The organism is Citricoccus sp. SGAir0253, assembly GCF_005877055.1.
Taxonomy (GTDB): domain Bacteria; phylum Actinomycetota; class Actinomycetes; order Actinomycetales; family Micrococcaceae; genus Citricoccus.
In genome coordinates this window covers 493263-506266 of sequence record NZ_CP039424.1, presented here as the reverse complement: position 1 = coordinate 506266, position 13004 = coordinate 493263, and the positions used below count along the sequence as shown (strand labels likewise).

The following is a 13004-nucleotide window of genomic DNA, read 5'->3' as shown; positions in this document are numbered from 1 at the left end:
AAGCACGTCGGGCTGGTCGGGCTGGTCGGGCGGGTCAGGCGGGGGCGTCCGTGGCCGGGTGGGTGCCGGACAGGTGCCGCGCGGTGTTCACGAGTCCCACGTGGCTGAACGCCTGGGGCGTGTTGCCCAGGTGGCGGCCCGTGGCGGGGTCGACCTCCTCGGACAGCATCCCGAGGTCGTTGCGCAGGCCCAGCAGGCGCTCGAACAGCCGCCGGGCCTCGCCGGTGCGGCCGATGCCGTGCAGGGCGTCGGCCAGCCAGAAGCTGCAGGCCAGGAAGGCGCCCTCGCCCCCAGGCAGCCCGTCCACGCCGCCGTCGGCCTCGGGGTCGTAGCGCAGCATGAACCCGTCCCGGACGAGCTCGCGCTGGACGGCCTCGACGGTGCCGGCCACGCGCGGGTCGTGCCAGGGCAGGAACCCCACCTGCGGGATGAGCAGCAGGGCCGCGTCCAGCCCCCGCGAGCCGTAGGACTGGGTGAAGGTGCCGCGCTGCGGGTCGAACCCCCGGGCACAGACCTCCTCGTGGACCTGCCGGCGCAGGGCCCGCCACCGGTCCACGGGCCCCTCCAGGCCGAAGCGCTCCACGGCCTGCACCGCCCGGTCCAGTCCGGCCCAGGCCATGACCTTGGAGTGCACGAAGTGCCGGCGGCCCCCGCGCATCTCCCACAGCGAGTCGTCCGGTTCCTGCCAGTGGCCCTCGAGGAAGTCCAGCAGGGCCCGCTGCAGGTCCCAGGCCTCGGCCTGGGAGGACAGCCCGGACAGGCGCGCCACGTGCAGCCCGTCCAGCACCTCGCCCCACACGTCCAGCTGGAACTGTCCGGCCGCGGCGTTGCCGGTGCGCACCGGCGCCGAGCCCTCGTAGCCGGGCAGCCAGTCCAGCCGCAGCTCGGCCAGCCGCCGGGTGCCGTCGATCCCGTACATGATCTGCAGGTCCGCCGGGTCTCCCGCGACGGCGCGCAGCAACCAGTCGCGCCACGCGCCCGCCTCCTTGACGTACCCGGTGCCCAGCAGGGCCTGGAGGGTGAAGGTCGCGTCCCGCAGCCAGCAGAACCGGTAGTCCCAGTTCCGGACGCCGCCGATCCCCTCCGGCAGGGAGGTGGTGGCCGCGGCCACGATCCCGCCCGTGGGCGCGTAGATCAGGGCCTTGAGCAGCAGGAGGGACCGGCTCACCGCGTCCTGCCACTGTCCCTCGTAGTCCGCCCGGGTGATCCAGTCCGTCCAGAACCGCTCCGTGTGCCGGATCCGCTCCATCGCGTCCCGCCGGGCCGGGGCGCTCTCGTGGGAGGGGTGGTACGTCAGCACGAAGGGGACCCGATCCCCCGCCGCCACCTCGAACTCGGCCACCGTGGAGAGGCGCTCGCCGTGCAGGGACGCCGGGGTGTCCAGCCAGACCGCGTCCGGGCCGGCGACCGCCGAGAGCAGCCCGTCCCGGCGGCGCACCCAGGGCACGATCCGGCCGTAGTCGAAGCGCAGCCGCAGCTCCATCCGCATCGGCACGCGGCCGGAGACGCCCTCGACCACGCGCACCACGTCCGTGGCGCGGTCCCGCATGGGCATGGCGTCCACCACGCGCACCGTTCCCTCCGGGGTGTCCCACTCCGTCTCCAGCACGAGGGTCTCGCCCCGGTAGCGCCGCCGGGTGCACGTCCCGCCGGCGGCCGGGGCGAGCTGCCAGAAGCCGTTCTCCTCGTCCCCGAGCAGCCGGGCGAAGCACGCCGGCGCGTCGAACCGCGGCAGGCACAGCCAGTCGATCGACCCGTTGCGGCCCACGAGGGCCATGGTGTGCAGGTCGCCGATGACGCCGTAGTCCTCGATCGCCTGGGCCATCACGCGCTCCGCTCCCCGGCGCCGCGCTTCACGGCCCCGCTCACCACGGCCGGGCGCGGAGCTCGATGCGCCCCTCCCGGACGCGGACGTCGTAGGCGGGCTGGGGGGAGCTGGCCGGGCCGCGGACCACGGCGCCGTCGGCCAGCCGGAAGGTGCTGCCGTGCCACGGGCAGGTGACGCAGCCGTCGACGATCGTGCCCTGCTCCAGCGGGCCGCCCAGGTGCGAGCACACGCTGTCCACCGCGGTGACGGCCCCGCCCACGCGGGCCAGCAGCACCGAGACGTCCCCCGCCTCCACCCTCCGGGGTGTACCGGGGACGAGCTCGGCCTCGTCCAGGACCGCGGTCCACTCCCGGGGGCCGCTGCGCCAGGCGGTGCGGTTGACGTTGACCCCCTGGGCGTAGCTCAGGTGCCCGCCGAGATAGGCGCCGGTGGTGAGGGAGCCGAGGCCGGCCAGGGCCAGGACCTTCCCGCCGAGGCGCCGGCCGCGGCGGCGCGCCAGCCAGGAGGCGGTGTAGAGGGCCAGGGCGGTGCTGTTGGCGACGGCGTGCGCCAGGCCCACGCGGTTCTGGCGCCCCCGCGTGTCCGACCAGTCGTTCAGCCCCGCGGCGGCGGTGGGGACCGCGGCGGCGATGCCGGTGGCCACGAGCAGGTCCGCGACAGGCTCGGCCTCGCGCCCGCCGACCAGGTCCACGAGCCCGGCCATGAACCAGGCGCCGATGGGCACGTCCGTGAGGACCGGGTGCAGGGGGTGGCCCAGCAGGGTGCCGCTGAGCAGGTTCCGCACCGGCGCGGGCCGCACCACCTTCCCGACGGCGGCGGCCACCGGCCGGCCGACCGTGTCCAGGGCGCGCCAGCGCTCCACGTTCCGCACCAGCTCGTTCATCAGGCTCATGAAGACCTCCTCGGCGTCACCGCTCGTTGTCCGTGCCCTCGCCCCGGCGGGCCGGGATCCGGTGGGCGCGTGCCGTGCGGGCATGCCGTGCCGGCGGGCCCAGCGGGCGGGGCACTCCCTGCCCTCGTCAGGGGCAAGGAAGCCCCAGTGTCCGCCCGGCCGTCGGCGGAGGACAAGGGTGGCTGGCCCGGGGCGCACGCGGGCCGGTCTCCGGGCCCTCGGGCCGGAGCCGCCTTCCCCGCGCCGGCGCACGCGCCGAGGCGCTCACTGCAACCGCGTTGCACTGAACGAAACAGGTTGCTACTCTCCTGTGACGCGGCTCACTGACCGAACGGTCGGTGAGCCGCCCCACCACCCCCGCGGCGCCACGCCGAGGCCGTCCGGCGCGCGCCGCGCACCGGGCGCGCGGTCGCTCGCCGTACGCACCCCACTGAGGTACTCACGCATGAACAACGCCACGCGCACCGCCGGTGTCGCGCTCACCCTGTCCCTGTCCCTGGTCGCCCTCTCGCCGGCGGTCGCCGCCCCGATGGCCGGCCCGCTCACCGCCCCGGGCGACCGGGCCGGCGTCGCCACCGACGCCGCGGTGCAGCGCCCCACCGAGGACGTCACCATCAAGCGGGACGGGTACGGCGTCCCGCACGTCTACGCGGACACCACCTTCGACCTGTTCTACGGCTACGGCTACGTGGTCGCGCAGGACCGGCTGTTCCAGATGGAGATGGCCCGCCGGGCCGTGCTGGGCACCTCGGCGGAGGTGCTCGGCCCGGACTACGTGGAGATCGACCGCCGCACCCGAGCCACCTTCGACCCGGCTGCCATCCGCGCCCAGCTCGAGGACCTGCCCCAGGAGCAGTTGGACGTGTTGGCCGGCTACGCCGAGGGCATGAACCGGCACCTCGAGGAGATCGCGGACAGCCCCGAGACCCTGCTGCCGAAGCAGTTCTCCGACCACGGCTTCACCCCGCGGGAGTGGACGGCCTACGACGTGGCGATGATCTGGATCGGCACCATGGCCAACCGCTTCTCCGACTCCACCGGCGAGGTGGCCAACCTGCAGACCCTGCAGGCCCTCGTGGACGAGCACGGCGAGGAGAAGGGCCGCGCGCTGTTCGACCAGGTCCTGTGGACCGAGGACACCAACGCCCCCACCACGCAGCCCCGCCAGGACGTGAAGAAGCCCAACCGCCTGCCCGGCGCGCTGGGAGCCGGGGCCGCGGCACCCGCGGGGGTGACGGCGTCGGGCCTGTCCCCCATCGACCCGGACCTCAGCGACGACGGCGTGGAGCGGATGCGCGCCAACGGCGGCGGCACCGCCCCCGGCGACCGCCCGGAGGCCTCCAACCTGTGGATCACCGGGGAGGAGAAGACCGAGGGCGGCGGGTCCACGCTGGTCAACGGCCCCCAGTTCGGCTGGTTCAACCCCTCCTACGTGTACGGCATCGGCCTGCACGGGGCCGGCTACGACGTCACCGGCAACACGCCCTTCGCCTACCCGGCGGTCATCTTCGGCACCAACCGGCACATCTCCTGGGGCTCCACCGCCGGCCCGCTGGACGTCAACGACGTCTACCAGGAGCAGCTGAACCCCGCGGACCCCACCCAGTACCGGTACGAGGGCCAGTGGCGGCAGATGGAGCAGCGGCAGGAGACGATCGAGGTCAAGGGCGGTGACCCGGTCACCCACACCGTCTACTCCACCGTCCATGGCACGGTGACGAGCATCGACCGCGAGAACCACACCGCGTACGCCAAGAAGCGGTCCTGGACGGGGACCGAGGTGCAGTCGCTCATGGCCTGGGTGGACGTCACCAAGGCCCGGGACTGGGACGAGTACCTCGCCCAGGCGAAGAGGATGGGCATCAGCATCAACTGGTACTACGCGGACCGCGGGGGGAACATCGGCTACGTCTCCCCCGGCCGGATGCCGGACCGCCCCGAGGGCCAGGACGCGCGCATCCCCGCCACCGGTGACGGGTCCATGGAGTGGGAGGGCATCCGGGACTTCTCGGAGAACCCGCAGGCGTACAACCCGAAGCAGGGCTACATCGCCAACTGGAACAACCAGGCCGGCCCGGGGGCCGTGGGCGACAGCGGCAACTGGGCCCCGGTGGACCGGGTGAACGAGATCCTCGCCGAGCTGGAGTCCCAGAAGACCTTCACCCCGGAGGAGTCCTGGGACATCCTCGAGACCACCAGCTTCGCGGACCTGAACATCCGCTACCTGCGCCCCTACCTGGAGCAGGCCGCCCGCCGGTACCACCCGCACGGCCGCGAGCGCGAGCTGATCGACCTCGTGCTGGACTGGGACGGCCAGGCCCGGGACGACGACGGCGACGGGCTCTATGACGATCCGCAACCGGCCCTCATGCGGGCCTGGCTGCCGCGCCTGTTCGAGGAGGTCCTCGCCGACGACCTGCCGGAGTCCGTCTACCAGCAGTACGCGAGGACCATCTACCCCGCGTCCGGCGTGGCCCGGCCGGCCAACGGCACCAAGCTCGTGGTCAACGCCCTGCTCGGGAAGAGGGCCGGCGTGGAGCAGCGGGTGGACCTCTTCGGCGGCGAGGACGGGCCCACCGTGCTGGCCGAGACCTACCTGCAGGCCGTGGAGCAGCTCGAGGCCGAGCACGGGACCGACCCGGCGGACTGGAAGGCCCCCATGGCCCAGCACACGTTCAGCCACCAGAACTTCATCGGCGTGGACCAGGCCGGGAAGGACGAGCGGTTCACGGCCCTGGACTACATGAACCGCGGCACCGAGAACGACATGGTCCACCTCGACGGCGCCGAGGCCGAGATGTGCACCGTGGCCCCTCCGGGACAGAGCGGGTTCATCGCCCCGGACGGCACGCTCTCCCCGCACTACAGCGACCAGCTGGAGATGTACGGGGACTTCGAGTGCAAGGACGAGCACCTCACCCCCGAGGCCGTGGACGCCGCGGCGGAGTCCACCACCGTGCTGACCCCGGAGGGGGCGGTGGCGGCCGCCCGCTGAGGGCGACCGGCTGCCAGCCGGGCACCGGACGCCCGGCCCGCGGGACGAGGGTCCCGCGGGCCGGGCGGGTCCTAGAGGAGCAGGCGGCCGCCGTCGGCCACCAGCCGGCCGCCGGAGAGGACCATCGAGCGCGCCGGGGCGCGCACGATCGCGTCCGGGACGTTCTCGGCCTCCAGGAGCACGACGTCGGCGCGCGCCCCGGGGACCAGGTCCTGCTCGGCGCGGTGCACGAAGGCGGCCCCGCCGCTCGTGGCCAGCCGGGCGACCGCGGTGAGGTCCTCGTCGTGGCGGGCCCCGTGCAGGCGGGCGAAGTCCAGGGCCACGCGCAGCAGGTCGCCGTCCCCGTAGGGCGACCACAGGTCCCGCACCCCGTCCGTGCCCAGCCCGAGCCCCATGCCGTGCTCTCGCATGGCCGCCCAGGGCAGCGGCGCCGTGCCGATCGGGGCCACCGTGGACCAGGAGATCCCCAGCTCGGCGCACTGCTCCACGAGGGCGGCCTGCCGGGCGGCGGGCAGCTCGCCCAGCGCGAAGCCGTGGGCCACGGTGACCCTGCCCTGCAGGCCGGTGCGGCGGGTGCGGTCGATGATGAGCTCGTACTCGAACGCCCCGAGCTCCCCGCCGGCGTGCAGGTGGATGTCCAGCCCGCAGCCGTGCCGCTCGGCCACGCGGAACAGCCCGTCGAGCTGGGCCACCGGGTCGCGGTCGATCAGGCACGGGTCCAGTCCGCCGATGTTCTCGGCGCCCTGCGCCGCGGCCCGGTCGAGCAGGTCCAGGACGCCCTCGCGGCGCACCACCCCGTCCTGGGGGAAGGCCACGATCTCCACCTGTACCGCCCCGCCGAGCCGGGCCTCGGCCTCCCGCACGGCCGCGATGCCGTCCAGGCCCACGCCGGGGTCCACGTCCACGTGCGAGCGGGTGGCCGTGGTGCCGTGGCGCAGGAACTCGCGCAGGAGCCGCTCGGCGCCGTCCGCGCTGGGGATGCCGTACCGGCCCCGCTCGGCCCGCTCGTGCGCGATCCGGCCCGCCGTGGTGGCCTCCCCGCCGTAGGACACCCACGGCCGGCCCCACCAGCTCTTGTCCGCGTGGGCGTGGGCATTGATGAAGCCGGGCAGGGCGAGCAGGCCGCGCCCGTCGATGACGGTGGCCGCGTCCCCCGTGTCGGCGCGCCCGGCGGGCACCACCGCGGTGATCGTCTCGTCCTCGATGATGATGTCGGCCGGCTCGTGGCCCCACGGGCGCACGTCGGTGAGAACAGTCTGGGTCATGCCAGCCACCGTAGGGCACGGCCGCGCGGACCGGGCCCGGGGTCAGGGGCGGGCGGCCAGGGCGTGGCCCATGCGTTCGAGGGTCTCGGCCAGGATCGGGCGTGGGGTGGCCAGGTTCAGGCGGACGTGGCCCCGGCCGGCGGCCCCGCAGTCCGCGCCGTCGTTGACGGCCACGCGGGCGTGCTCCAGGAAGTACGCGGCCGGGTCCGGTCCCAGGTCCAGGCCGGTGCAGTCGAGCCAGGCCAGGTAGGTGCCCTGGGGCGGGACGTAGTCGACCCCGGGCAGGTGCTCGGCCACCAGGCGGCCGGCCAGGGTGCGGTTGCCGTCCAGGTGCTCGAGCACCGCGGCCAGCCAGTCATGGCCCCGGGTATAGGCGGCCGTCGTCGCCACCGCCCCCAGCAGCCCGGCCCCGTGCTCGGGCAGGAAGGCGATCTCGCTCCACCGGGCGGCGTCGCGCTCGTTGGACAGGATCAGCTGCGCGCACTTCAGTCCGGACAGGTTCCAGGCCTTGGACACCGAGGTGGCCGTGACCGTGTGCCCGGCCGCGGCCGGGGAGACGGAGGCGTACGGGACGTGCCGGTGCCCCTCGAAGACGAGCGGGGCGTAGACCTCATCGGAGAACACCCGGGCGCCGTGGCGCTCGACGACCTCGGCCAGGGCGGCCATCTCCTCGCGCCGGTACACCGTGCCCACCGGGTTGTGCGGATTGCAGAACACCACCAGGCCGCCGCCGCGGGCCAGGGCCGCCTCCACCGCCTCGAGGTCGATCGCCCATTCCCCCGGGGCGGCCCGCAGCAGGGGCACCTGGCGCACCGCCCGGCCGAGCCGACCCGGGATCGAGAGGAACGGCACGTGGGCCGGGGTCAGCAGCACGACGTCCGAGCCCGGCCAGGAGAAGTGCTCGATCGCCACCTCCAGGCCGCGCAGCACGTCCGGCAGGGGCCGCACCCACTCCGCGGGGACCTCCCACCCGTACGCCCGGCGATACCACTGCGCGCAGGCCCGGGACATCGCCTGCTGTTCTGCCTCCGGCAGGTACCCCAGGGCCCCGCTGCGCACCCGCGCGTCGAGGGCCTCGGCCACCTCGCCGGCGATGCCGAAGTCCATCTCGGCGACCGTGGAGGCGATCACCCCCGGCGGGGTGGACCACTTCTTGCTGCCCAGCCGGCGCAGCTCGTCCTCGGTCATCCGGAAGGCGTCGGGCAGGGGTGTCATGGTGGTCCTCGGGCAGGGGAAGGGGAGCCGGGCACGGGGCGGCCGGGCCGCCCCGTGGGCAGGGTGTGAACATCACGGTACCCACTGCATCGGCAGCCCTCACCGCGTGGGTGGGGCCGTCGATGCCACGGTCGCCGGGACGAGCGCGAAGGGCTCCGGCGCCGGCCGACGAGGTCGGGCGTCGAGCGGACCTCACCGGCCGCGGCGCGGACGCCCAGCTCCGCCCCCTACCCTGAGGGCATGGACCGCCCCGACCCCGCCCCCCGCCCGTGAACCGGCTGCGCCGCACGGTGCTCGGCCTGTTCGCAGCCCCCCGGTTGAACATGCGCGAGGACTACCCGAAGGTCCGGCGGATGCAGCGCCGGGTGGCGGCCCTGCGCGGGCGGCGCCACCGCGCCCCGGAGGAGCAGTCCCTGCCCGGCGACGGCGGCCGGCCCATCCCCGTCCGCGTCTTCCGCCCGCGGGAGCAGCGCCGGGACGAGGTGCTGCTGTTCTTCCACGGCGGCGGCTGGGTCACCGGGGACATCGCCAGCTACACCCCGGCGTGCGCCACGATGGCGGACCTCACCGGCTGCGTGGTGGCCGCCGTCGACTACCGGCTGGCCCCCGAGCACCCCTACCCGGCGGGCCTGGAGGACTGCTACCGGGTGACCCGGCAGCTGCTGGAGGGCCCGCGGCGGGCGGGCATCGAGGACGCGGACCGGATCGTCCTGGTGGGCGACTCCGCCGGCGGCAACCTGGCCGCCGCTGTCTCGCTGATGCTCCGCGAGCGCGGGCACCGCGGGGTGGACCGGCAGATCCTGCTCTATCCGGTGACCCACTGGGACCACGACCCGGCCACCTCCCCCTTCGCCTCGGTGCGCCGGCATGGGGAGGGCTACCGGCTGACCACCACCGAGGTCCAGGACTACTTCGACCTGTACGTGCCGGACCCGGACCGGCGCCGCGACCGGTTCGTCGCCCCGCTGCTGGCCACGGACCTGTCCGGCCAGCCGGAGACGCTGGTGATCACGGCGGAACTGGACCTGCTGTGCGACGAGGGCGAGGCCTACGCCCGCGCCCTGCGGGAGGCGGGGAACGCGGTGCGGGTCCACCGGGTGGAGGGCGCCCTGCACGGGTTCATCGCCCTGCCGCGGTTCTCCCGGTCCCTGCGGGAGGCCTACGCGGTGATCGACACCTTCCTCGGGGAGGCCCCGGCCGCCGTCGGGAATCCGGGGCTGGGGGCACCGGGGTGACGCGGCGGGCCTGGGTGCGGCTGGACAACGCCTCCAATATCTTCCTCGCCGCCCGGACGGACGCCGACCCCAAGGTGTTCCGCCTCGGCGCGGAGGTGGACCACGAGGTGGACCCGGCCCTGCTGCAGGCCGCCCTGGACGCCACCTACGAGCGCTACCCGCTCTACCACGCGGTGCTGCGCCGCGGGGTGTTCTGGTACTACCTGCAGGACAGCGACCTGCGCCCGGTCGTCGCCGCGGAAGACCAGCCCACGTGCGCGCCGATCTACCGGGCGGACCGGCGCGAGCTGCTGTTCCGCGTCACGCACCACCGGCGGCGGATCAGCCTCGAGGTGTTCCACGCCCTCTCCGACGGCACCGGCGCCCTGTGGTTCCTCTCGGACCTGGTCACCGCCTACCTCGCGCTGCGGCACCCCGCGGTGGGGCGCCCGCCGGAGGCGACGGGATCGGCGCTGGGCCTGACGCCGGACAGCTTCCGGCACTACTTCCACGGTCGACGCCGGCCCGGGGAGTCCGGCGAGTCCGCCGCGAGGGCGGACTTCAGCCGGGCGGCCACCCCGGCCGTGCTCACCGTGGGCGACGCGCCCCGTGCGACCGCCGGGCCCCCGGAGCCCGGCCGCGCGCATCCGGCGGCGCGGACCGTGTTCCGGGCCCGCGGCACCCGCACGCCCGACAGCCGCACCCGCGCCGTCGAGCTGACGATGCCGGCCCGGGGACTGCTGGAGCTGGCCCGCGCCGAGGGCGTCTCCCCCACCATGTTCCTCACCGCCCTGTTCTTCGAGGCCGTCCGCCGCTCCTCGGGCGGCCTGGGCACGGCACGCACCCTGGCGGCCTCGGTGCCGGTGAACCTGCGCCAGCACTTCCCCTCGACGTCGGCCCGCAACTTCTTCGCGACCGTCCGGGTGGAGCACACCTACGGCGAGGTCCCGGACGACGTCGGCTCGGTCGCCCGGCAGCTCGAGCGCCGGTTCCGCCCGCAGGCGACCCCGGAGGCGCTGGAGCGCAAGCTGCGCCGGTTCATCCGGCTGGAGCGCGCGCCCGTGCTGCGGATCATGCCGCGGCCGGTCAAGGACGTGCTGCTGCGGCTGGTCAACTGGGGCAACAACCGGGGGCTGACCGTGGCGGTCTCGAACCTGGGCCTGGTCCGCCTGCCCGAGGACGTGGACGCGCACGTGGGCCGGATGCAGTTCCACGTCTCCGCGGTCCGCCCGCAGATCTGCGTGATCTCCCACGCCGGGCTGCTCACGGTCACCTTCAGCTCCCCGTTCACGGAGACGGGCCACGTCCGGGAGTTCGCCCGGATGCTGACCGGCCGCGGGGTCGCGGTGACGGTGGCCGCGGCGCGGGTGACCGAGGAGGAGCTGGCGGAGGGCGAGCCATGAGGCGCTGCCCCGTGTGCGCGGTGGACGTGGAGGGCGCCTGGACCCGGTGCCCGCTGTGCGCCGCGCCACTGGCCGGCGAGCCGGCGCCGAGCCCCCTGCCGGCGGTGCCCCTGCGGTTCTCCCGGCGGCGGGTGCTCAGGGCGCTGTTCCTCGCCTCCCTCGCGGTGATCCTGGCGTCCCTCGGCGCCCAGCTGCTGTTCGGCCCGGACCTCGGCGGCCTCGGGGTGCTGCGCTCCGCGTGGCTGGGGGTGGCCGCCCTGTGGCTGGTGGTGCTGATGGCCGTGCGCAAGCGGCGCAACCTCGCCAAGGGGACGGTGTACCTCGTGGTCCTGGTGGGGCTGGTCACCGCGTACTGGGACTACCTCGGCGGCTGGGACGGCTGGTCGCTGACCTACGCGGTGCCGATCCTCTGCGCCTCATCGATCGTGGCCCTGCTGATCACCGTGCGGGTGATGCGCACGGAGATCGGCGAGCACATCCTCTACAGCGGCCTGACCGTGCTGCTGGGACTGGCGCCACTGGTGTTCCTCGCCCTCGGCTGGGTGACGGCGGCGCTGCCGTCGGTGATCTGCGGCGCGCTCAGCGTCGTCGCCCTGGGCATGCACCTGGCCCGGATCCGGCACGTGCGCCACGAGCTGGCCAAGCGGCTGCACGTGTAGGGACGGCGGGCTCGCCTCGGCGCTCCGGTCCGGAGGCCGGGCCCGACGGCGGCGCGGCCGGCCTTGGTGCGCGGGCGCCGGACCTCTGGTGCTGTGCGCAGTTTCTGCGTATACTCAGTTCATGAACACCGCGCCGGACTCCCCGCTCCGCCGGGTCCTCGACCTGCTGCAGGCCCTCCCCGAGGACGGCCTGGACCGCGTCGAGGCCCTGGGCGAGGCGCGGGAGCTCCTCGACGAGGCCCTCAACGAGGCGATGGCCCGGGCCGCCCTGGAGGGGGCGTCCATCCGGGCCGTGGCCCTGCGCGCCGGCCTCTCCCCCAACGCCGTCCCGCCCCGCCTGGCCCGGACCGAACCGCTCCAGGCCTACTCCACCGAGGACGGCCGCGTCATCGGCGCCTCCCTCGAGCGCGCCCGGTACGACGCCGAACAACAACGCACCCCTCCCCCATCCGCCACCCCGCCGCGCTTCCAGAAGCGCCGCCGCACCACCGGAGGAACATCATGAGCAGTGCACCCACGGAGATCGTCATGCTGCTGGACCGCTCCGGGTCCATGGCCTCAATCGTCGACGACATGGTGGGCGGGTTCAGCGCCTTCATGGACGAGCAGCGGTCCTCGAACCCGGACGCCACGGTCTCGCTGTACCAGTTCGACGACGGCTTCGAGGCCGTCTACGTCGAGAGGCCGCTGGCCGACGTCGGCCCTCTCCGGCAGGTGCCGCGCGGCAGCACCGCGCTGCTGGACGCCATCGCGCGCTCCGTGGCCGAGACCCGGGCGCGGATCGAGGCCAAGCCCGCCGCGGAGCGGCCGGACACCGTGGTCTTCGGCATCATCACCGACGGCCACGAGAACGCCTCGCGCGAGGTCACGCACGCCGACGTGAAGAAGCTCATCGAGCGCCAGGAGTCAGTGGACGAGTGGACGTTCATGTACCTCGGCGCCAATCAGGACGCGATCGAGGTCGGCCAGGGCCTGGGCATCGCCCGCGAGCGCTCCATGACCTACTCCACCGACCGCACGCAGAGCGCCATGCGCGGCATGAGCGCCTCCGTCACCGCCCTGCGCTCCGCCCGGGCCGAGGGCCTGGACATGATGGCCGCCCGCGCCGCGGCGGAGTACTCGGAGGACGCGCGGGCTGCGGCGGCGCCGTCCGACCCGGCCTCGAGGCGTAAGGGCGGGGACCCGGCGACGGCGAAGCCGTTCACGGCGCGGAGGCCGCGGAAATCCTCGGCCACGCACTGAGTTGACTCCGGGAAGGCGTCTTCACCCAGTGAAAGCGCCCGGTTCACCGTCCACGGTGTGCCTTAAGGTCTGCCCTGTGGCGGAGCGCCCTCCGACACTTCCATGAACGGGCCCCCGGAGCCAATGTCCGCAGACGACTTCGGAGATCCAGGCGTCCGATTTCGAGATGGGCCTCGATCGTCCCAGATCCTTAGAAGTGGGACACTCCTCCACCGGAGCGCTCAAGGACGACGACACGCCATGTATTTCGTCCCAAAAGTAAGGTTCAAAAGAACATCCCGCGCGGCGCGT

The 13004-nt window shown here is 74.2% G+C and carries 10 protein-coding genes; 6 read left to right on the top strand and 4 right to left on the bottom strand.

The genetic code is table 11. The features are described from left to right. Positions 1-34: 34 nt before the first annotated feature. On the bottom strand, positions 35-1825 hold the full coding sequence (locus E7744_RS02260; protein ID WP_137772717.1) for a glycoside hydrolase family 15 protein: 1791 nt from the start codon (positions 1823-1825) through the stop codon (positions 35-37). Between the two features lie 40 nt (positions 1826-1865). Next, positions 1866-2720, bottom strand: a complete 855-nt coding sequence (locus tag E7744_RS02255; protein WP_137772716.1) for a Rieske (2Fe-2S) protein — start codon at positions 2718-2720, stop codon at positions 1866-1868. Between the two features lie 445 nt (positions 2721-3165). Between E7744_RS02255 and E7744_RS02250 the strand changes: the two genes are divergently transcribed. Then, the gene (locus E7744_RS02250) at positions 3166-5715 is read left to right on the top strand and encodes a penicillin acylase family protein (protein ID WP_168199726.1); all 2550 of its coding nucleotides are present in this window, start codon (positions 3166-3168) and stop codon (positions 5713-5715) included. Positions 5716-5786: 71 nt separating this feature from the next. Here E7744_RS02250 and E7744_RS02245 read toward each other — a convergent pair whose 3' ends face one another. Continuing rightward, positions 5787-6980, bottom strand: coding sequence for an amidohydrolase (locus tag E7744_RS02245; protein ID WP_137772714.1), 1194 nt, complete (start codon positions 6978-6980; stop codon positions 5787-5789). A gap of 42 nt (positions 6981-7022) precedes the next feature. Next, complete coding sequence (locus E7744_RS02240) at positions 7023-8195, bottom strand: MalY/PatB family protein (protein WP_137772713.1); 1173 nt, start codon at positions 8193-8195, stop codon at positions 7023-7025. A 269-nt stretch (positions 8196-8464) separates the two neighbouring features. On the opposite strand from E7744_RS02240, the gene E7744_RS02235 reads away from it, so the two are divergent. From E7744_RS02235 to E7744_RS16460, 5 genes are all read left to right on the top strand, one after another. Beyond that, entirely contained in the window at positions 8465-9430 is a 966-nt protein-coding gene (locus E7744_RS02235) for an alpha/beta hydrolase (protein ID WP_246858512.1), read from the top strand. Further along, positions 9427-10812: an alcohol acetyltransferase gene (locus E7744_RS02230; RefSeq protein WP_137772712.1), complete on the top strand. Its 1386-nt coding sequence runs from the start codon at positions 9427-9429 to the stop codon at positions 10810-10812. The genes E7744_RS02235 and E7744_RS02230 overlap by 4 nt, the downstream gene beginning before the upstream one ends. Then, positions 10809-11471, top strand: a complete 663-nt coding sequence (locus E7744_RS02225; protein ID WP_137772711.1) for a DUF6320 domain-containing protein — start codon at positions 10809-10811, stop codon at positions 11469-11471. Before E7744_RS02230 ends, E7744_RS02225 begins: the two co-directional genes overlap by 4 nt. A gap of 121 nt (positions 11472-11592) precedes the next feature. Further along, positions 11593-11976, top strand: coding sequence for a hypothetical protein (locus E7744_RS02220; RefSeq protein WP_137772710.1), 384 nt, complete (start codon positions 11593-11595; stop codon positions 11974-11976). Continuing rightward, positions 11973-12713 (top strand): vWA domain-containing protein, encoded by a 741-nt coding sequence (locus tag E7744_RS16460; RefSeq protein ID WP_210417146.1) that lies wholly within the window; start codon positions 11973-11975, stop codon positions 12711-12713. The genes E7744_RS02220 and E7744_RS16460 overlap by 4 nt, the downstream gene beginning before the upstream one ends. Positions 12714-13004 lie beyond the last annotated feature (291 nt).